Source organism: Prevotella sp. BV3P1 (assembly GCF_000479005.1).
Lineage (GTDB): Bacteria > Bacteroidota > Bacteroidia > Bacteroidales > Bacteroidaceae > Prevotella.
Genome location: NZ_AWXC01000007.1, coordinates 51,306 through 72,868, shown reverse-complemented (window position 1 = coordinate 72,868; position 21,563 = coordinate 51,306). Strand labels below are relative to the sequence as shown.

The 21,563-nt window shown below is 47.7% G+C and carries 17 protein-coding genes and 2 tRNA genes; 9 read left to right on the top strand and 10 right to left on the bottom strand.

All coding sequences use genetic code 11. The features are described from left to right. Positions 1–22: 22 nt before the first annotated feature. From HMPREF1254_RS01385 to HMPREF1254_RS01370, 4 genes are all read left to right on the top strand, one after another. Positions 23–1,462 (top strand): tetratricopeptide repeat protein, encoded by a 1,440-nt coding sequence (locus HMPREF1254_RS01385; RefSeq protein ID WP_023056864.1) that lies wholly within the window; start codon positions 23–25, stop codon positions 1,460–1,462. Between the two features lie 21 nt (positions 1,463–1,483). Further along, the gene (locus HMPREF1254_RS01380) at positions 1,484–2,137 is read left to right on the top strand and encodes a DedA family protein (RefSeq protein WP_023056945.1); all 654 of its coding nucleotides are present in this window, start codon (positions 1,484–1,486) and stop codon (positions 2,135–2,137) included. Positions 2,138–2,285: 148 nt separating this feature from the next. After that, a tRNA-Thr gene (locus HMPREF1254_RS01375) sits at positions 2,286–2,358 on the top strand. A gap of 5 nt (positions 2,359–2,363) precedes the next feature. Next, positions 2,364–2,434 (top strand) — tRNA-Gly (locus HMPREF1254_RS01370). A gap of 6 nt (positions 2,435–2,440) precedes the next feature. On the opposite strand, the gene HMPREF1254_RS01365 is transcribed toward HMPREF1254_RS01370, so the two are convergent. The 5 genes from HMPREF1254_RS01365 to HMPREF1254_RS01345 form a co-directional block, all read right to left on the bottom strand. Next, the gene (locus HMPREF1254_RS01365; RefSeq protein ID WP_023056842.1) at positions 2,441–2,983 is read right to left on the bottom strand and encodes a GNAT family N-acetyltransferase; all 543 of its coding nucleotides are present in this window, start codon (positions 2,981–2,983) and stop codon (positions 2,441–2,443) included. Positions 2,984–2,998: 15 nt separating this feature from the next. Further along, positions 2,999–4,198, bottom strand: coding sequence for a glycosyltransferase family 2 protein (locus HMPREF1254_RS01360; protein ID WP_196806274.1), 1,200 nt, complete (start codon positions 4,196–4,198; stop codon positions 2,999–3,001). 12 nt (positions 4,199–4,210) lie between these two features. Beyond that, entirely contained in the window at positions 4,211–4,660 is a 450-nt protein-coding gene (locus HMPREF1254_RS01355; protein ID WP_036878785.1) for a hypothetical protein, read from the bottom strand. Positions 4,661–4,728: 68 nt separating this feature from the next. Continuing rightward, positions 4,729–5,340 carry a recombination mediator RecR gene (gene recR, locus HMPREF1254_RS01350; RefSeq protein ID WP_023056932.1) on the bottom strand — a complete coding sequence of 204 codons (612 nt, stop codon included), beginning with the start codon at positions 5,338–5,340 and terminating at the stop codon, positions 4,729–4,731. Beyond that, positions 5,341–5,832 (bottom strand): outer membrane beta-barrel protein, encoded by a 492-nt coding sequence (locus tag HMPREF1254_RS01345; RefSeq protein WP_023056879.1) that lies wholly within the window; start codon positions 5,830–5,832, stop codon positions 5,341–5,343. A 228-nt stretch (positions 5,833–6,060) separates the two neighbouring features. Between HMPREF1254_RS01345 and HMPREF1254_RS01340 the strand changes: the two genes are divergently transcribed. From HMPREF1254_RS01340 to HMPREF1254_RS01325, 4 genes are all read left to right on the top strand, one after another. Next, a complete protein-coding gene (locus tag HMPREF1254_RS01340; RefSeq protein ID WP_023056829.1) occupies positions 6,061–7,755 on the top strand; it encodes a glycoside hydrolase family 10 protein in 1,695 nt (564 codons plus the stop codon). A gap of 410 nt (positions 7,756–8,165) precedes the next feature. Then, positions 8,166–8,918 carry a 3-deoxy-8-phosphooctulonate synthase gene (gene kdsA / locus HMPREF1254_RS01335; RefSeq protein ID WP_023056950.1) on the top strand — a complete coding sequence of 251 codons (753 nt, stop codon included), beginning with the start codon at positions 8,166–8,168 and terminating at the stop codon, positions 8,916–8,918. 30 nt (positions 8,919–8,948) lie between these two features. Beyond that, entirely contained in the window at positions 8,949–9,923 is a 975-nt protein-coding gene (locus HMPREF1254_RS01330) for a KpsF/GutQ family sugar-phosphate isomerase (protein WP_023056865.1), read from the top strand. A 20-nt stretch (positions 9,924–9,943) separates the two neighbouring features. Beyond that, a complete protein-coding gene (locus tag HMPREF1254_RS01325) occupies positions 9,944–11,203 on the top strand; it encodes a phospholipase D-like domain-containing protein (RefSeq protein ID WP_023056969.1) in 1,260 nt (419 codons plus the stop codon). Between the two features lie 88 nt (positions 11,204–11,291). Here HMPREF1254_RS01325 and HMPREF1254_RS01320 read toward each other — a convergent pair whose 3' ends face one another. The 4 genes from HMPREF1254_RS01320 to HMPREF1254_RS01305 all read right to left on the bottom strand — a co-directional run bounded on the left by HMPREF1254_RS01320 (position 11,292) and on the right by HMPREF1254_RS01305 (position 17,461). Continuing rightward, positions 11,292–11,903, bottom strand: a complete 612-nt coding sequence (locus HMPREF1254_RS01320) for a LuxR C-terminal-related transcriptional regulator (protein ID WP_023056830.1) — start codon at positions 11,901–11,903, stop codon at positions 11,292–11,294. Positions 11,904–12,042: 139 nt separating this feature from the next. Further along, positions 12,043–12,375 carry a cupin domain-containing protein gene (locus HMPREF1254_RS01315; protein ID WP_023056847.1) on the bottom strand — a complete coding sequence of 111 codons (333 nt, stop codon included), beginning with the start codon at positions 12,373–12,375 and terminating at the stop codon, positions 12,043–12,045. A 157-nt stretch (positions 12,376–12,532) separates the two neighbouring features. Beyond that, entirely contained in the window at positions 12,533–14,152 is a 1,620-nt protein-coding gene (locus HMPREF1254_RS01310) for a BACON domain-containing protein (RefSeq protein WP_023056857.1), read from the bottom strand. A gap of 39 nt (positions 14,153–14,191) precedes the next feature. Continuing rightward, the gene (locus HMPREF1254_RS01305; protein ID WP_023056812.1) at positions 14,192–17,461 is read right to left on the bottom strand and encodes a TonB-dependent receptor; all 3,270 of its coding nucleotides are present in this window, start codon (positions 17,459–17,461) and stop codon (positions 14,192–14,194) included. A gap of 873 nt (positions 17,462–18,334) precedes the next feature. Here HMPREF1254_RS01305 and HMPREF1254_RS01300 point away from each other — a divergent pair. Further along, on the top strand, positions 18,335–19,207 hold the full coding sequence (locus tag HMPREF1254_RS01300) for a sigma-70 family RNA polymerase sigma factor (RefSeq protein ID WP_023056962.1): 873 nt from the start codon (positions 18,335–18,337) through the stop codon (positions 19,205–19,207). 140 nt (positions 19,208–19,347) lie between these two features. Here HMPREF1254_RS01300 and HMPREF1254_RS01295 read toward each other — a convergent pair whose 3' ends face one another. After that, positions 19,348–21,552, bottom strand: coding sequence for a tetratricopeptide repeat protein (locus tag HMPREF1254_RS01295; protein ID WP_023056856.1), 2,205 nt, complete (start codon positions 21,550–21,552; stop codon positions 19,348–19,350). Positions 21,553–21,563: the final 11 nt, after the last annotated feature.

The following is a 21,563-nucleotide window of genomic DNA, read 5'->3' as shown; positions in this document are numbered from 1 at the left end:
GTGTTTTTCCTTTCGTTGTACGATGGCAGAAGCATATAACTTTTTTGATAATAAGGAATTCAAGGATAACCTAAAGCGATATGAAGAGGCTCATATCCAGGGTCTTTCCATCTATTTGGATGCGGATGAATTTGCCGATATCGCAGAGTATTACCGCGGCAAAGGTCGCATAGACGACGCGCATGCGGTGCTTGACGAGGCGATAAATCTGTTTCCAGGGTCAACAACCCTATGGACTGTCAAAGCCAGAATAACGCTTCTGGAAGGCGGTGATGTCGAGCGTGCCTACGAATACATCAGTCATGTTGACGACAAGGACGACGTGGAATATACTTATACGTTAGCCGAAATCATGATTATAGATGGAAAAGCAAAGCAGGCAGACCAATTGTTGCACCGTCGATTTGAGCGGGTAGATGATGAGGAGCGGGAAGAATTCAAGCAAGATGTCGCCAACATATACGCAGATTACGAGGAGTTTGACCTCGCCAAAGAGTGGTTCGACCGACTTGAACCCAATGAAGACAACAGTTATAAAGAACTGAAAGGACGCATTGCATTGGGCACTGGCAACCTTGAAGACAGCGAGAACATCTTCCAAGAACTGATTGATGAAGATCCCTACTCAACGAGCTACTGGAACAATCTGGCAATGCTGCAATTCTTGAAGAGTAATTTCAACGACTCAATCACCAGCAGCGAGTTCTCCATTGCCATCAACCCCGATGATGCAGAAGCGATTCTTACCAAAGCAAACGGACTCTTCAGCTTGGGCAATTACGAAGAGGCACTGAATTATTTCGACCGATATAGCAAGCTGGTTCCTGATGATTTGTCGGTAGTGATGCTAAAAGGCGTTACGCTTTTACACCTCAACAAACCAGAAGAAGCACTCACACACTTCAAGAAAGCAGAGAAGATGGGGCGACATTCGGCATCCAACTTGCCAGAAATCTACCAAGAAATAGCCTTCACCCTGTCACAGCAGGGGCGCGTGGAAGAAGCGCTCGCCTACTTGGACAAGAAGGAAAAGCTACCCAATGACAACCACACTGACACCTTGCTGCTCAAAGGACACATTCTCTTGGAGAACGATTATCTGGAGAAGGCACAAGAGGTTTTTCAGGAAGCAATTAGAAGTTCAGACAATTCACCCAGCACTTTTTTACAGATAGCCATATCCGTTTACGACTGTCGATACGTTCACTTGGCATACAACCTATTCTTGTCATATTTCAAAGACATGGGCGACACCTGCCAAGACGGCTACGCATACTTTGCTCGCTGTGCCAATGAACTGGGAAAAAAGAAAGAATTTGCCCACGCCGTAAAGCTGGCTTGTGAGAGAAATCCGATGGAAGCGAAAATGGTTTTGGCCGACTTGTTTCCCGAAGGAATGAGTACTGAAGAGTATTATCCCTACCTGCTTTCAACAAATACGGATGAGAGAAAGCAAAAATAACCAGCCAAAATAGACAAAACAATGAATTGGTTTTCTTCCCTGATGGGGAATCTTAACTACTGGACAGTATTCTTGTTAATGTATATAGAGGGAACAGTCATCCCCGTTCCCTCCGAGTTGATTGTTTCACCTGCTGCCTATCATGCCGCAGCCGGTCATCTGGACGTCACGCTCGTCATCATCTTTGCCACCCTGGGTGCTGTCCTTGGGTCGGCAACCAACTATGTGGCAGCCTACTATCTGGGACGACCCATCGTCTACAGGTTTGCCAACAGCAAGTTAGGACACCTGTGTTTGCTGAACCAAGAGAAGATAGAAAAGAGCGAAAAATATTTTAATGACCATGGCGTGATAGCCACCTTGACCGGCAGATTGTTGCCCGGAATCAGGCAAGTGATATCGGTTCCCGCCGGCTTAGCCAAGATGAAGTTTTGGAAATTCTTGCTCTACACCACCATTGGGGCGGGCATTTGGAATTGTGTGCTGGCCGCCTTGGGTTGGTATTTGCACTCCATTGTACCGGAAGAACAGCTCAATGACAAGATTTTAGAGTACAACGATCATATCAAGGTGGTGATATTAAGCCTGTTTGGCTTAATGGTAGCCTATTTTGTTATCAAGCATTTCCTTAACAAACGCAAGAAAAATAAAGCCCAATCTTCCAATCCTTCCTGAAAAGAATCATCCAACCAAAATGTTTGAGGAACACAACTCCTACAGCTGACCGTATGTTAACTTTCGTTAATAGCATAATAACTGCAAGCACTTCTGTTATTGTTTGTCAATCAAAATGCCTATCTTTGCACTCACTTTAAAGAGAATCGCCGATATGGCTCAGTTGGTAGAGCAACTCATTCGTAATGAGTAGGTCCCCGGTTCGAGTCCGGGTATCGGCTCTCTTGCGGAATTAGCACATCGGTAGTGCGTGGGCTTCCCAAGCCTGAGAGGCGGGTTCGATTCCCGTATTCCGCTCAATCTTTATTTATTCTCCCCCTTATTTTTCGCTTCCTCTTCAGCACTGAAGATATATTGCATCACGACAGCATCCCGATAGGCCGCTCCATCGTAAAGCCAATCGGCCAGCCTGCACCCCTCGGTGAAGCCCAATTGTGCGAATAAAGCCAAGGCACTGCCCTTGTCAACGGCTACTACGACATAGATTTGATGCAGATGCAGCACATGTTTGGCATATTTCAACACTTCCTGTACCACCGCCTTGCCATAGCCCTTGCCACGAAACTGTTCTTGAATCACGATGCCTAATTCGGCTCTTCGATGCTGCGGAGCGAAGTTCACGATATCAACCATGCCAATCGTTTTGCCATGTTCGTTTTCAATTATCAGTCTTACTTGCTTGTCGGTATAGATGTCACCCGAGGAATGTGCAATGTAGTCGTGCAGCACATACCTGGAATAAGGAACATTAGTAGCACTGACATTCCACAATTTCACATCGTTTTCTATCTTATACAACAAGTCCAAATCTTCGGGCTCCATGGCCCTTAGCTGCGCATGTATCATGTTTTTAGCTTCGTTTTATGAGAGAATTTCCGATCCTGTAATCACCATTTTCGTTTCTGGCAGATACGTTCCGAGGCACACCTTCTCGCTTGGTTGTGAGGCAAAGATATTCAATATCTCATCAAAATTGTAGGCTTGGGTATCGTAAACCACATACACCTTGTCGGCTTGTGGCAGACTCAAAGTCAGATGGCCATCGGGATGATCGCGATAAGTGGATGTCACAAACTGCGCGCAAAGTCCTTTTCGCCGCGCAATCTCCTCACACTCGCGCATGGATTGGCTACTTCCGATGAAGACATACCGCTCCGTCTCATCTTTTTTTCTCCGAAAAAATCCCAATACCTGTTTGACCTTCGCCATCTGCATGCACACCAAAGCTGCGAGAGCTTTTGCGTAGATAGCCATCTTGATGGGCAAACCCAACAGGATGCTCATGCCGCCATAATGTTTTTTGAAGAAGATCAGCATGGCTTGATAGAATACATGCACGTAACGATAGGACGATTTTTGCGTGCTTTCTCCCTTGTAATGCAGTATTCTCAACGGAAGATACCAGTTGCGATAACCCTTCTTGAACAAGCGATAAGACAAGTCTATGTCCTCTCCATACATGAAGAAATCTTCATCGAGCAAGCCCACGTCCTCGAGTGCCTTATGCGGAACGGCGAAAAAGGCGCCGCTGACAATTTCTATCTCGGCTGGTTCATCCCAAGGCAAGTACCCCATATAGTACCGCGCAAAGCGTTTGCTCGCGGGATACCTCGAACACAATCCGCACATTTTGCAAAAGGCCGTCCATGGCGTTGGCACCCCTCTGCGCGACTCTTTCGCATCAAATCCTTGCTGGTTCATCATCCTAACGCCCACGCCACCTACGCCTTCGTGCGAATCCATCCAATCAATGAGTTGGCGCATAGTATGCTCACCGACAACCGTATCTGGATTCAGCAGCAAGACATACTCACCCTTGCTTTGCCTGATGGCAAGATTGTTGGCCCTGGCAAAGCCCAAATTATGATTACTGCTGATTAGATTCACGGTGGGGAACCTATCTGAAAGATAGTCTACCGACCCGTCTACGGAGGCATTGTCTACCACAAAAATCTCGGCATCTATATCCTTGAGCGACCTTGTTAATGAGATTAAGCACTGCTCAAGATAGTACTTTACATTGTAGTTGACGATGATGACAGACAGCTTCACTCCTTGCATGATTATTCACGGTTAAACCTTCTCGTCACCTTTTGTTTCCGTCATGCAACGATCCAAGGAGGGATAGATGAAAAACAAACTTAGAAAAACAATGACTGCCATGTAGCAAAACGCTGCATGGACGAAGAGATAATAAAACAAGACGTTAACCACCAGCAGCACGCCCAACACGTTCAAGCGCACACTGCCCCACCTTTGGAGCGCGCGTAACGCCTGAGCGTCATCGCCTTTCAGTGCCTCTGCCACCTTTTTATACTTAAACAAGCGCAACGAAAGCGGAATGCAACAGATGGTGAGTAGCTCCATAACCACCAGACAAACAAACTCTTTCTGTCCCGATCCGGCCCAAACACCTGATGGCAGGACACCCATTTCAAACAGCACCACCATCAACAAGGACAGGATGATGGGCAAAAAAAACAGAATCATCAACAGGCGTTGCACGCTTCTTATCTGGTTCATGGAATTCAATATATATCAATGTGACACCCAACCCATCTCCTCCGAGCTTGGCCGGATTTGTTTTTTGCTTATCGTTCAAACGGCGTTCTGTTCACAATCGAGCGCCCCAAAGTCACTTCGTCCGTGTACTCCAGCTCGTCACCTACGGAGATACCGCGCGCTATCACAGAGAGTTTCACGTCTAAAGGAGCCAATTTTCGCGAGATATAAAAATTGGTTGTGTCGCCTTCCATCGTCGAACTCAAGGCCAAAATCACCTCCGAAACGCCGCCTTGCTCAACCCGTTGCACCAACGACTGTATTTCCAACTGGTCGGGACCGATGCCATCCATGGGTGAGATGATGCCCCCCAGCACGTGATAAAGTCCGCGAAACTGCTGCGTGTTCTCCACCGCCATCACGTCTTGTATGTTCTCCACCACACAAATCAGCGACGTATCCCTACTTGGGTCCGAACAAATTGGACACACATCTGCATCACTGATGTTGTGACACACCCGACAGTATTTCACCTCCTGCTTCACTTTAGCGATGGCCGAGGCAAACTGTTCTACGTCACTGTTGCTTTGTCGCAGCAGGTGCAGAACCAACCTCAAGGCCGTTTTTCGCCCTATTCCGGGGAGTTTGGAGAACTCGCTGACGGCTTTTTCAAGAAGAACAGACGGATATTGTTGTTCCATTTACAGGTATACGCCTATCCCAATTCTGAAGCCGATGGTGGAAAAATCACTGTGCTTCTTGAGCGACTGATCATAGTACACGGCGGGTTCAACGGTCACCGTACGACTTAAAAAGTAAGCATAACCTACCTCTAAACCAGGCATCACATCGTTATAATTGTGGTTGGCATGAATCAACTTGCAGTTAACGCCCAGGTAGATGCCATTTTGAACAATGTAGTAACGTCCACCAACGCCTACAGAAATATAATCGGGAACCGACTCATATCCGCTGTGCTGATAGCTTAGATTGCCCAAAACCATCAAGTTGTCTTCAAAAAGATAGCCAGCATGTGCCTGAATGCCTAAATTGAGCTTGTCCAAACCGCTGTAACTCAGATTCAATCCGGTCAACGAACCGCCGATATACACCTTGTCTTGTTCAAACTGTGCGCTGGCCGTGAGGGTCATCAGCAACGCCGCAATCATTGTTAATAGCTTCTTCATTTTCATCAAAGTCTTTTATGTAAGTATATTTTCCATCTCCTCAAAAGGCTCCACTCACACCGTTTTCCCCCGCACACACAAGCCTTTCTGAACCAAGGTTGACGCTGACTTGCAGCCTGAATTGAACGCTACGGCTGGAGCAGTGATGTATTTTGCAAAAGTACATAATATATTTGAGAACCGAAAAAATATCCGTATCTTTGTCAGCATAATTCTTTTGAACGAACTGATAGGATGAAACGATTCTCATTATCCATTATATGGGCAACGCTCTCTCTTCTCGTATCCGCCCAATCTACCACCCCTTTGCTGCAAAACGCCCTATGCGCCTCGCCCAAACGCGAAGTGAGAGCCGTGTGGCTGACCACCATCGGCGGACTGGATTGGCCTAAAATCTACGCACACACCGCGTACACTAAGGAAAAACAGCAAGAAGAATTGCGAAACCTGCTCGACCAATACCAGCGTGCCGGCATCAACACTATCTTGCTACAAACCCGTATCAGGGGGACTATGATTTACCCATCCGCCCACGAACCATGGGACGGCTGCCTGTCGGGCGTGCCGGGAAAAAGTCCGGGGTACGACGCTTTGGCATTTGCCATTGACGAATGCCACCGCCGCGGCATGGAGTTGCACGCCTGGGTAGTCACCATACCACTGGGAAAATGGAACGGGTTGGGCTGCAAAACCATGAGGAGAAAGCTGCCGGCACTGGTCAGAAGGATTGGCGCAGATGGCTATATGAACCCCGAAAAGCCTCAAACCGCTGATTATCTCGCCTCCATCTGCGAAGAGATTACCCGCAACTACGACATCGACGGCATTCATCTCGACTACATCCGCTATCCCGAAAACTGGCCACTTCGCATCAACAGAGCGGAAGGCCGCCGCAACATCACCCGCATCGTGGAAGCCATTCACGCCAAAGTGAAGCGGCTTAAGTCCTGGGTGAAGATGAGTTGTTCGCCCATTGGCAAGTATGATGACCTGCCCAGATATACCAGTCGGGGATGGAATGCCTACACCAAGGTGTGCCAAGACGCCCAAGGATGGCTCAAAACGGGACTGATGGATCAGCTCTACCCCATGCTGTACTTCAAAGACAACAACTTCTTTCCCTTCGCCATCAACTGGAAAGAAGAGAGTTACGGCAAGATGATTGTTCCCGGACTGGGCATTTATTTCATGTCGCCCAGTGAGCGTAACTGGCCCATTGACGTCATCAAACAAGAGTTGAACGTTGTCAGACAATATGGTATGGGGCACGCATACTTCAGAGGAAAGTTCCTGACAGACAACACCAAGGGCATCTACGACTTCGCAGAGAACGATTTTACCCGCTATCCAGCACTCGTGCCAGCCATGACCTGGCAACACAGTACGCCGCCAATGCCGCCAACCCGCCTCCGGTTGGACAGCACCAGAGCTACGTTGAGCTGGTCGGGAGCGAAAGATCGCAGTGACGCTCCCTACCTGGTGTACAACGTTTATGCCAGTCGGCAGGCGCCCGTTGACATTCATGACGCACGCAACATCGTGGCTGCCCGCATCGCCTCAACCTCCACCCGCGTGCCTACCGCGCAAGGCATGGCGTACGCCGTGACGGCCATGGATCGCTATGGCAACGAGAGCGAACCGCTGCAAACGCACCAAAAACCCATCAAGACCACCCACTTCCCACCGGCAACGCTGTTGCCCTGTGACGGACTGCGCCTGCAACTGCCCGACAAGGGACAAACGCTGGATGCCCTGTTCGTGCTTATCGAATCGCTGCAAGGCACCATGGTCACCACCCGTGTATACCAAGGAAAGTACGCCGACGTGTCAAATCTGCCCGAGGGGATGTATGTGCTGCGCTCTATCAACAGGAAAGGCTATCGGCATCGCCTCGGCCATTTCATGGTGAAGCGGAATCCGAATTTATAGGTTTATTTCGCTTCCCCAAATCTTCCCCACAACAACTTGACCACCAATGGGTTGCAATCTCCATGACTTTACCCTTCAAAAGCATAGCTATTGAAGGCCAATATCAATGCTTTTGCAAGGCAAAGTCAATGAGATTGGAAGGCATAAGATATGACAGGCTGAAAACAGGGCACCCACATTTATGATGAGGTTGTTGCAACAAATGCTGCTAATGGTTTTAGCCAACATGCTACCTTTTCAACAAAAGAGCCGTGCAAATGTGCATGGAAAAACAGAAAAGGACGGGCCAAATGCGGAAAATTTCTTAATTTTGCAAGATGAGTTGGCAAGGAACAACGAATGAAATGTTAAAGCTTTGGCGATTAAACGCTATTTCTGTAACTTTGTACACATAACTTATACGACGGATTATGCAACCCATCTTTATCGCAGGCCCCTGCGTCATCGAATCGGAAGAACTGTTGGACACCGTTGCCCAACGACTGGTTGATATCAACCGGAAGCTCGGTACGGACATCATCTTCAAGGCTTCGTTTGACAAGGCCAACCGCACGTCTATCCATTCGTTCAGAGGTCCCGGTCTGGAAAAAGGCCTGCAAATGCTCGCCCACATCAAGGAAACCTACAAACTGCGGATTACCACGGACATTCATGAGAGCTGGCAGGCGGAACCTGTGGGTGAGGTGTGCGACATTTTGCAGATACCTGCGTTCTTGTGCAGGCAGACTGATTTGCTGATGGCGGCTGCGGCTACCGGCAAAATCGTGAACATCAAGAAGGCACAGTTTCTCAGTGGAAAGGACATGAGGCACCCCGTGGAGAAAGCTATGGAGAGCGGTGCCAAGGAGATTTGGCTCACCGAGCGCGGCAACTGCTTTGGGTACAACAACCTGGTGGTTGACTTCAGAAACATCCCCGACATGAAAGAGATTGTTAAAACGGTGATTATGGACTGCACACACTGCGTTCAAAGACCTGGTGCGGGTGAGGGAAAAACCATCGGCGACCGAAGATTCGTACCGGCTATGGCGCACGCTGCGAAGGCTTTTGGGGCAACGGGGTATTTCTTTGAGACCCATCCAAAACCGGATGAAGGACTAAGTGACGCTGCCAATATGTTGGAATTGGACAAGCTGGAACCCCTCATCACATCACTACTATAAAAGACGCACCGCATACATAATAACAGATTCATGGAAGAAAATACGAAAGAATCGCTTAAACATGTAAGAGAATATGCCTCACAGTGCATCAAGGATGAAGCGCAGGCACTGCTGGAACTGATTCCACAGCTGGATAAGAACTTTGAAAAGGCCGTTGAAATGATGTTCAACTGCAAAGGGAAAATCATCGTCACCGGCGTTGGCAAGAGTGGCAACGTAGGAGCCAAGATAGCTGCCACGCTGTCTTCAACGGGTACGCCGGCGTTCTATATCAATCCGCTGGACATCTACCATGGAGACTTGGGCGTGATGACACCCGACGATGTGGTGCTGGCCTTGAGCAACAGCGGGCAGACTGATGAGCTGCTTCGCTTTCTGCCCATGGTGCTGCACATGCGCGTACCCGTGGTATCCATCAGCGGGAATCCCCAATCGTTGCTGGCCAAATACTCGACTGCCCACATCACATGCAGCGTTAAGAAGGAGGCCTGCCCACTGAATCTGGCACCGACAAGCAGCACGACGGCCGCACTGGCCATGGGGGACGCATTGGCCATTGCCCTGATGATGGTGAGAGACTTCAAGCCAAACGACTTCGCACAGTTTCATCCAGGTGGCGAACTGGGCAAGCGGTTGCTTACAACAGCCTCGGACGTGATGCGGTCAGACAACCTGCCTGTCATCCCCAAAGAGATGCATCTGGGCGAAGCCATCATTCATGTGAGCAAAGGAAAGCTGGGATTGGGCGTCTCATTGGAGAGCGAGAGAGTGGTGGGGCTAATCACCGATGGCGACATCAGGCGAGCAATGGAGAAATGGCAAGCCCAGTTCTTCAACAAGACGGTAAGCGACATCATGACAACAAGTCCGAAAACCGTTTCACCAAACACAAAAATCACGGAGATACAAACCATCATGCACAAGTATAAAATACATACGGTACTGGTTGTTGACGGTGACGACCACTTGTTAGGAATCGTCGACCACTATTCGTGCATGATATGAGAGATGCCATTGACTGAAATTTGAGAATCCTATTAATCATTGTATGTTTCATCGCCTGCACGTCAGTTGATGCGCAGACTTCAGACTCTCTCATCGTACAAACCTTGCGAGAGAAGGGCGTGACGTTCTCACATGACAACAGTGTGACGCTGCTGATGGACGGACAAGAGAAGTTTGATGACCTGTTTCAGGCCATCAAGCAAGCCAAGAGCAGCGTGCATCTGGAGTACTTCAACTTCAGAAACGATTCCATCGCGCGACTGTTGTTCGGCATTCTGGAAGAGAAAGCGGCTGAGGGCGTGGAGGTAAGAGCCCTGTTCGACGCCTTTGGCAATTCGTCGAACAACCGTCCACTGAAGAGACATCACCTGGACTCGATACGAGCCAAAGGTGTTGAAATCTACAAATTTGACCCCATCACCTTTCCTTGGATCAACCATGTGCTGAGCCGCGACCATCGAAAGATTGCCATCATCGATGGCGAGGTGGCCTATACGGGTGGCATGAACGTGGCCGACTACTACATTAAAGGAACCAGACAGGTTGGGAAATGGAACGACATGCACTGTAGAATAGAGGGACTGGCGGTGAACGACCTGCAACGCATCTTCTTGAAGATGTGGAATAAAACGGCCAAACAAAACGTGCACGGCGCAAAATATTACAGAGGTTACCGCAACAGGGGATACATCAAAAACCTCAAACCCGACACCTGCACCACGGCAGGCAATAAGATGGTAGGCATCGTGAACCGTGAACCGCGCGTCAGTAACGAGATGATCAGGACGTTCTATGTGGGCGCTATCAATGCCGCTCAAGACAGTTTGAAAATCATCAATCCCTACTTTACACTGAATCGGAGTATCAAAAAAGCGCTGAAGAAGGCCATCAAGCGGGGCGTGAAAGTAGAAATCATGCTGTCGACCAGCAGCGACATTCCCTTAACACCCGACTGTGGGTTCTACAATGCGCACAAACTGATGAAGCATGGGGCGAACGTGTGGATGTTTACGGATGGATTCCACCATACCAAAGTGATGATGGTAGACGGTAAGTTCTGCACGGTGGGGAGCGCCAACCTCAATGCCAGGAGTCTTAATTTCGACTATGAGGAAAACGCCGTGATTGTTGATTCCTGCACCACTCGCCAGCTGGACAAGTTGTTTGATGATGACAAGAAAGAAAGTTTCCTACTCACTCCCAAGAGCTGGGATGAGTTTAGAACGCCCTGGCAGAAGCTGCGCGGATGGTTTGCTCACTTGTTAGCACCCGTATTATAAGCATTAACAGCGGTCTAAAAAGTACCATTAACCTAACAAGCGACCAACGCCAAGAAGACCTTTACCGCTTCTCCGGTGGGTATTTCCCTTAAATTTTATTGATGTCAACATACCCATGCATCACTGCATAGATGGTGAGTGCCGATACACTCTTCATCCCAAGTTTGTCCATGATGTTTTTACGATGACTGATAACCGTTGTCATGCTAATGTTCAACTGGTCAGCAATCTCCTTATTAATATATCCCTGAACGATGAGTGACAACACTTCAATCTCTCGATCGGACAGGATTTTGGCTTTCAATGTTTTCAGTGTAGATGGGAAACGCTGTCCCCTGCCATGTGCGTTTTGTTCCAACATCAACAAAGAACGCACCAACTGGTCTTCCGGCACATTGACACACAGACTGTTAAAACCAGAAAGTTGGGTTGAGGGATCCGTGGAAGCGGCCAAGACAATCGTCTTTTTTCGCCGGTCAAGGAAGAAAGAACGATGTTCCAACACGATGTTCATTGACACGAAGTAATGGAAAAAAGAGTCCACTGCACATTCCGTCAGCTCTTCAAACGAGCCGAATGTGGTTACATCCATGACCGGCATCACATTCTGCAACATCTGCTTCAATCCCAACACGGCCAGCGTGTTGGAATCAATGATGGCCAGTTGAGGACGTCCATTGATGATTTTTCCTTCCGTCATAACAGCTACAAAGTTAAATATTTTTCCTCATAATCGAAAGAATACGGGTAGCGAACATTCTTATCTGTCAGCATTTTGCCCCACACATACGACAGATGCGTTGCCTCGGCACATGCCATGTCATGCCGTAGACATGTGCTTAATGATGCTCTGGAACGATGGCAAAATAACGGACATCCGACGAAGTAAGGTTTTCCATGTAATGCTGGTGCCCCATTGGACAATAATGCACTTGTCCGGCTTGCACTCGCTCTGACTTTCCGTCAACATGACACGTCAACGTTCCTTCTAAGACATAGATAATCTCGCAATTATCAACGTGGGTATGAAGCCCACTCGAAGCACCTGGCTTGAGTGTGCTCAACATGATCTTGCACTTATCATCCGCAAAGTTGCGCGTAACAAGTGTGCCTTTACCTCCCTTGAAACCCTCTATGATCTGTTCGTCTAAATCATTGAAATCTATAACCATAATGTTCACTTACGTTTTAGTTGCACTACAAAGATAACTAAATAATGACACACCACAAAGAGATAATGTCATTTAATCTTCTTCTGCATTTCAAAGCAAAAGAGGGCATGCCGTGAAGCACACCCTCTCAAGATAAATCTTATTCTGCAACAATTACTTATTTACGAATCCAGCTCTTGTCCCAGATATTCAACTGTTTTTTCGTCTTGTAAACAGAAGGAATGCAAACAACATTCACCTTACTGTCCTTGGCAGCCTGCACATAATAGTAAATATTTTTACCTTTGTACTTGCCTGTTCGTTGATGGTTCAAGACAAAAGTGTTTGTGCCATCAGTCAATTCACCTGCACTTTTCACGCCCGAGTACTTCACGTCAATGGTCTTACCCACTGTAGCGTCCTTGATAAGGATGTAACGGTTGATGTATTTTCCGTAATCAGCCGCAAGCTGTGCAAGCGTCACTTCCATTGGTTTGGGTGCATCACCTTTGGTTACTTTGGCCAATTCGGTTTGCAACAACGTGGCTTCAGGCAGTCCGTTGAATGCATAGCCTGCGCCCCACACACGTCCATTGATGACATCACCCACAGCAAGAGTTGAATTGCCATTGTAAAGTAGCAAGCCACCAGTTGCGTCTTCGACGAAAATGTTGCTGCCATTCTTGTAGGTTACCTTCGCATCGGTGAGCACAACGTCGAAGTTCACCTGCTTTTTCTTGTCAGAGCTGGCTGATATTACGGATGAGATTCCCGCAATACCACCAGTGGTAACAGGAGTTGTGCCAAGCTGAATGATGGAAATTTTCAACACAGACTCTTCCGTACCCTTAGTACTTTTGAAAGTAAGTGTGCCCTCACGGTTTTTGCCGGTGGCATTCTCTGAAGGATTGATGGTAAATACCAAGTCACCCTTTTTATTAACTGTGTAGCCTGGCTCTATCGTCATCCAGTCGGCATTCGACTTGAAGTTCAAGCCCTCTCCTTTCTGTGTGATGATAATATTGAACGGTTTGGATTCCTTGCCGATGGTTTTATTAGTCTCTTTGCTGAGCAAGAGCGCCTTCTTCACTGAAATAAATGTCGCGTCTTTAATCTCTATAGTCGACTTATAGGTTGTCCTGGCACCTTCAACCGTGACTGAATCACCAGGAGCGATGTTGAACTTCTTCCAGTTGTTTGCACCTGATGCGTCCTTTGTACCATAGATATAGAGCTCGTTGCCCTCACCATCTACCATGTACCAGCCGCCGTATGAGGTGTTAATGATTTTGCCACACAAACCTTTCACGCGGTAGGTTTTGCTGTCAACACCCTTCAATACGTCCTTCACAGTACTTACTGGCGTAGGAGAATCGTCTACCTGAGCAACGATGATGTTCTGATATTTGTCACCGGCTTTGATGCGAATGGTGACCGAACGCGTCGCCGTTGTAGTGCCAACGGTGAAAGAGATGTCGGTAGTTCCTGCGCCACCACTCAGTTGTGACACTTTAACCCACTTGTTTTCCTTGGTTGCCATCTGACTTGTTGGCACGTTGTATTTCACGATACCCTTTTCATCATCCAGTGAATCGGCCTTTACCGGAACCATGAAGTCCATGCTCCAGTCTTCCGTAGCCGTTACGGTAATCTTCTGCGTTCCACCTTTCACGTCGAAAGCCACATAAGAAGAAGACACCTTCAAATTGCTCAAATAGGTGGGTTCATTGTCGTCCGCACAGCCTGTAAACATGGCAATGACTGCAATGAACGATGGAATGATATATTTTAGTTTCATATCCTTTTGTTTTACTGTTAGTTAAATGTATGCTTGACTTTAGTTGAACGTATACTTGATACCCACCGACATGTACCAGCACTGGCCGATAGAATAGCTCGGTGTGAACGTTTCAATATTGCCATTGATGGATTCTGGCGTAGAGAACTTAGCCACACCGTCTGTGTCAACACCCTCGTATTTGAGGATACGGGCATCCGAACCGATGGCAGGATTCAAGTATTTGGCCACGCCCCACTTTGAGTCAAAGAGGTTGAGCAGGTTCTTAATGTCGAAACTCAACTGCAAACCATGCTTTGTCTTACCTACGTTAAGTTTGAAATCGTGCTTGTAAGCGAAGTCAATGCGATGCACCCACGGAGAGTAAAGCGCATAAGCCTCTGCATATTCTCCCTGATGTTTGCTCAGATAACCATTGGCATGCACATAGTCCATGAAACGAGTTTTATCGTCTTCCGATACGAAACGGAATTGCTTGTCGGCCACTTGCTGATCGGTAGGAATGTAGATGGCGTCATAATTGTATCCGTCACCGTTCATATCATTGGTGGTCATGAACGAGTAGTTGGCTCCACCTCTCCATCCTTCATAGAACAAACTATAGTGATTACCGCTCTTGTCGTGGATGGTAGCCGATGCCACCAATCGGTCGGGCGTGTTGTATTGCGAGTTGTGCAACTTGATGTGATTCGGTCCCTCCACGGTTGGAACGTAGGTGAATGCCGACTCTGCGTTAGAACCTGGCATGCCCGTCACGCTCTTAGCCACGTTGTGAGTATAGGCAGCCATCAAGCTAACCCACTCTGCCGGTTGTACATTGGCGGTTAAGTTAGCCGTCCAACCATAGCCGCGACTGGTATTTTCCAAGACAAAAGCCTTGGTGTTGGTACGGAATCCAGTAGGATAGATAGGACGGTTGTCCACGCCATTCAATCGAGCGAACCCGCCTACAGAAGGAATACTCCAATCTGAAATGGAGGTTTCGTTGAGCGTCTTGTTGAAAATAAACTCACCCGACAAGGTGAATGGGAACGACACTGGTACTTGATAGTCGATTGCCAATGATGCCTTCCATACCTGTGGCAACTTAAAGTTTTCTGACACGGCGGCGATAGCAGATGGAACCGTTCCGTCCTCGGGTTTGATAGTAGAAGGATAGCCCAAAGAAATCAGCTTGTCATAGAGCGCTTTCTGCGTGGCCTTACCATTGGCATCAGTCACCAGTCCGCCGGCAAAGGTATCCATGTCAAATCCTCGTTTGGCTGCGTTGGCAGCGTTAATTTGTGCCTGATACTGCACCATACCACCGTTGGTAGGCATGTTGGTGAAGAACACCAGTGGCAAGTTGCCAGCAAATAGACCCGTACCGCCACGCACCTTGAGCGACTTGTTTCCCAAGACATCCCAGGTAAATCCTACACGCGGTGAGAATATCCAGTTGGCTGAAGGCCACTTTCCCGTGTCAATGCGACGCCCATCGTAATCAAGGTCATAGATAGCCTTGTTGGTAATCAAGTCGCTGTTGACGAATGAGAGGTTGTCAATGCGCAAACCGTAAACCAACTTGAAGTTGTCTTTCACCGACCATTCATCCTGTCCGTAAACAGAAATCTTGTTGCTGCGTACACGAGCGGCCGGCGCACTCTCACCGCCATAGCCGTAAGTGAGGTTCACAATCTCGGGAGCGGCACCATTGATGAAATCGTCCAGACTGCTATAGCGATAGTAGCCTGTACCATTACGCATGTAAGCATTGTCCGCCATCTTGTATTCGTAGGCCAGTCCACCGGTGATCTTATGCTTTCCAGCATAGTAAGTCAGCTCGTCCTTCACATTCCACACATCGTTATGAACGGCATTGTTCCATGTAAACAACTCGTAACCCAACGAGAGGTAAGCCTGTCCTTTTTTCAGGATATCGATGAAGGGGAATTCAGAAGAATTAGAACTACGCAAGTCGTCCAGCTTTGAATAGGTTGCCAACAACTGGTTGGAAAGATTCTCTGTCAAGCGACTGTTCAAATCGAATGAGAACGAGTGTACCAGGTTGTCCATCGAATACATGGTATTAGCATACGCCATAGATGCCTGCGACAAACGGCCTTCCGACATGCGTGTGCCGCCATCCATAGACGATGCGTTAGGCGAGCGCCAAGTCATGTTCTTGGTGTAGTTATAACGCAAGGCCAAACGGTGCTGATCTGTGATGTTCCAGTCTAAGCGTGCCAACAGTTTGGTGTTGCTGATGTCTGCGGGGAAGCTGGTGTACGAACCAGTGTTGTATCCATATTTCTGGTTCACAAAGTCAGAAACGGTCTGCAAATCCTTGGCCGTTGTGCGCGAAATATACTCTTGTACGTTGGCCACGCCGTCCTCAGAAGCTCTCCAACGGTTGGCCACCGTAGGAACCTTTTCTGTTTCACCATTCACGAAGAAAAACAACTTGTTCTTGATAATTGGGCCACCTAACGTGAAACCGTAGGTGGTCTTGCGGTCCTTCTCGCGCGCATTGGTCATTAGGAATCCTTCGACAGCATCGCCTCGCATGTTCTCATTTCTATGATAAACATACGCACTGCCCTTGAAAGCATTAGTACCCGACTTGGTAATGGCATTCACTCCACCACCGATAAAGTTGGTTTGGCGCACGTCGTAAGGGGCAATCACCACCTGCAACTCTTCAATAGCTTCGATGGAGATGGGGTTGCCACCACCGGGAAGAGATGGCGACAAGCCAAAGTTGTTATTGAAGTTGGCACCATCCACGGTGAAGTTGGCCGTACGACCATCTGTTCCGACAAAGCTCATGCCATGGCCTCCATAAGGAGAAAGACGCGTGATGTCGGTGATGCTGCGGCTCACCGTTGGCAGATTCATCATCTGCGAATTGTTGATGTTGGTCGATGCACCGGTCTTCTCTTGCGCAAACTTGGAAGCCGTTGCACTGACAATAACCTCGCCCAGCATGGCAGCATCTTCCGAAAGAGTCACGCCAAGGTTATACACCTCACCCAACTGAAGCGTGATATCCTTGTAAATCTTCGTCTGGTGTCCCACATAGCTCACCGTAACGGCATAAGGACCACCTGTACGCATACCCTGAATGTTAAAACGTCCGTTCACGTTGGTCACTGCCGAATAGGTAGTTCCAGAAGGCTCGTGTACCGCCTGGACGGTCGCACCAATGAGTTCTTCGCCGGTTCCCTCCAGGGTAACCTTACCACTCATCGCGGAAGTTGTAACCTGTGCCATCATTGATGTGCACAAACACATCATCATGGACACCAGAAAAACAATTTTTTTCTGCATTTTTGTGTTAATTTTTAATTAAAAAAGAGGCATGAAAACCCGTTATACTTATTTCACTGCAAAATTAACTAAATATTTTCATATAATCGTTACATATTGGTTACAATTTGGTTATGCATCTATCCATAGGGGATATTTTATACCGTAAGGGCATGATTTATCAGGGTTTGAAACACGGTTGGGCCTGGTAACGTGATACATTCCGCCCCAGAAAAATAAGAAACGTGCTGGCCCACGTCCCTGCGAATGTAAAATGTTTTGCTCGAAAAACGCCCCTAAAACAAGGTTTCAAAACTTGCAAAATAGAAAAAATCAATAGGCTTGCAGGATGCAAAACAGGCGATTGACAGCGTTGAAAAAACGTATTTTTGGGCAAAAACATAGAGTTGGCCGCCTTACTCACATCCTTTTGGCGGTCAATCTACATGTCGTTGCCCTCCAAAGGCATGTAGATTGACGTGTTAAAGCAATGCTTTTCATCCAAAATCCGTATTAAACGCATCTTTAAACATGCAGAAAAATAACAAACTACTGAATACCAATTGGTTACAAAAACAATCCGTGCTTGCCGTATTTGCGACGCCCATCACCGTTGCTTGCAAATAAGCCAAGGAGCGAAAGCCATGTTGTCAAGAAAATTCAGCATCATGCTGTGGCCCTCCTATCTATGAGGTCAATCCTTGCTACCATAGCATGAGCAAGCCCACCCACGATGGGAAATAACATTAAAAAAGTACATTTAATGAAGTTTAAATATTCAACAGCCCCAAACGCTATGATATTTCAATAATTATGAGTATCTTTGCAAGGTTTATTGTAGAATTTTATTCAATATTCAGATTATCAATCAGTTAGAAGTTTAGGGTATTTAGGATGAGACAATTAAAAATTCAGAAAAGCATTACCAATCGTTCAAGTGAAGCGTTAGACAAATATCTTGTAGAGATAGGCCGCGCACCCCTGATATCAATTGACGAGGAAATAGAACTCGCACAAAAGATTAAGAAGGGCGGACCAGAAGGCGAGAGAGCCAAAGACAAGCTTGTCACTGCCAACTTGCGATTCGTTGTTTCAGTAGCTAAACAATACCAGCATCAAGGACTTTCACTGACAGACTTGATTGATGAAGGCAACATTGGCCTGATTAAGGCTGCCCAGAAGTTTGACGAAACGCGTGGATTCAAATTCATTTCGTATGCCGTTTGGTGGATTCGCCAAAGCATCTTGCAAGCTATTGCAGAACAGAGCCGCATCGTCAGACTGCCCCTCAACCAGGTGGGATCGCTCAACAAGATTAATCACGAAATCAACAGGTTCGAGCAAGAGAACCACCGCCGCCCCTCCATCTCAGAGTTGTCGGATGCAACGAACATCGATGAAGACAAAATCAGTCAGAGCATGATGGCCGACGGGCACCATGTGAGTATAGATGCTCCTTTCCAAGACGGCGAAGACAACACCATGCTCGATGTGATGCCCAGCGGTGAAGACAGCAGAACCGACAAACATGTAGACCACGAGTCGATGGCGCAAGAGCTTAATGCGGTACTCAACAAGGTGTTGAAAGAACGTGAGATCATCATCATCAAGGAATGCTTCGGCATTGATCGTCCCGAGAAAGGACTGGAAGAAATTGGCGATCAGCTGGGATTAACGCGCGAACGCGTGAGACAAATTCGCGAAAAAAGTATTGCGAAGCTACGCGACAGCGGTAATGCAAAAATCCTGATGAAATATTTAGGATAGTTTTTATTGGACAAAAAATGTGGCGGCCTCAAGCATATTTCCATGCTTGGGGCCGTTTTTATATGGATGGATGTTGGGAAAATGGGTGACGAACCAACCGTCATCACCCTGCGTTAAAAAGGCATCACGTTTAGACCCGACTACTCATTGGCTACCAAATCTTCCATCACGAAAGCCTCCTTCATACCAATGCCATACTGTTGTAATAGGTCGGCATCCATCGCAAAGACATCGTGCAGCAAGGTGTTGCCGCCCGGCATCGGTCGTTCTTTATTCGTTTCCGCCACATATTGCTTGAACAAGTTGATGGCCTCTTCCATATTGGACAGAAACCATTGGCAATAACCAGCATTCAAACAATCGGTTGGCATGCGATGCTGATTGGCCAACAGGCGCGTGTAGATGGGAGCTGCCTGCTGAGGTTTCTGTTGTCGGAGATACCCCCAAGCCAACGAACGCTGGATGGACAGATTCTCGGGGTGGTCGTAATTCAACTTGAACAGCAGGCTCATCCCCTCCTCTATCTCGTCATTGTTCATCAGCGACACAGCTAAGTTCAGCTGCACATGCTCGTTCGTGGCATCCAGTTCCAACAACCTGCGGTTGTATTCAACGGCCTGCTCATAGTCTTCCAGATAAAAACCAGCAAGAGCTTTTCCACGAATGGCCTGCACGTCATCGGCATTCAGCTCCAAAACGTTCGTGTAAGCCATGTCGGCCGACCGATAATCCTTCTCCCGATAATACGCTCTGGCAGCCAGTCGCCAATACTCTATGTCTTCATTATCCATGTACGCGTCAAGCAATTGACACAGCTCTCTGTAGAAATGGTGCTTGTAAAGGAACTTTCCTACTTCCGTCATCCTATCCTTCAAGGGCGATTCACGAAAATAAGGGCACATCACGAAGAACGCACTGTTCTCCATAGCACTCGTATCAAACGGATTGTGAAAATCGTTTTTGTTGTGGTAGATGCGATAAAAACGGTACAAATCCTGCAAATACATTCGCCTGATGTAGGCAGAACTGTTTTTCTCTTCCATGCTGACCGAGGTGCCAAGGATGTCTTGACTGTTGAGCATTTCGCGCATGTTTTGAGGTATTTTGTCAATGATTGACGACAGTGCCAGCGCAAAAGAATATTTATCCGAGTCGCAGAATGGGCCACTCTCGAGCAACAACTGCATGAATTTGTTGCCACCCAGTTTGTCGTTCACCTGCCTAAGTTCAGGATGATCTTCGTAGAAAGGTACGAACCAGTTGCTCAATGTGGCGAAGAACGCAAACCGTTTCATTTGTGAGAAGCCGCCAAAATAAATATCCGACCCAGCCTTCTGCATCTTCATCATTTGGTTGAAGTTGCGTTCCATCTCCTCCATGGCCTTGTCTGCTGCCCCCGGGTTGAGCATTTCATCCACCTCATCTTCTTCTTTTTCCACGATGCCCGCACGCGAAATGCTGATGTTACTGCCTTTCATGAGGTTGGGAATGATGTCTTTTTGCAGCTTCTCGTTATCGGCATCGGCGTTCATACAGTAGAACATCTGCATTTGCAACTCCACTAATTCACGGCAGGTTTGCTCATCCTGACACAAGGTGTTGATGGCCTGTTGTATCTCGGGATAGATGTCTCCTTCGTTTTCCGGCAACGACAGCACGATGCCTACCAACGCCCGTTGCCTGAGATGTGGATCGGTTGCCTGGCGATAGACCTGCACCAACGTTTGAAACTGATGGATGTCGAACAGTTGGATGACCGACAACATCACGCCACTCAGCAACAACTGGGCGTCAATGGCGTCGATGGTAGGCGACAAAAGCAGGTCTTGGGCGAACTTAGCCGTGCTTTCATTCCATTGCGGAGACACCAGCAAGGCATGGAAAAGCTTTTTGACATATTGCTGATGACGGTCGTAAAGTTCCTGTTTTCTGGCCTTCTGCGCATCCTGAGGCTCGAGAGAAAGCAACGCTATGTCCTGCACGAACGCCTCCAATCGTTTCTTAATCACGTCAAAATCGGCATCCAGCGCCTGCACATCCATATAGGCTGCTTGGTACGAAGGATTCTCGTTGAGGAACACAGCCAATTGCACGTCAGCGTTCAGGACATACAGTGCTTTCAACAAACGGTCGTAAACTTCCTCAAACTGGGGGTCATTCAGCCCCTTGCGCATATAAGACTTCATGAGTTCGTAATCGCTCTCAATGCGACTGATGCGTGCGTCAAATGCGTGAAGTTTATCTGATTTGATAAAAGAACGAAGGCTTTTCAAGGCCTCACCCACGTTCTGTTCGGATGTAATGATATTCCTAATCTGCTGTAATTCGCTATCTGTGTATTCCAAAATACAATCTA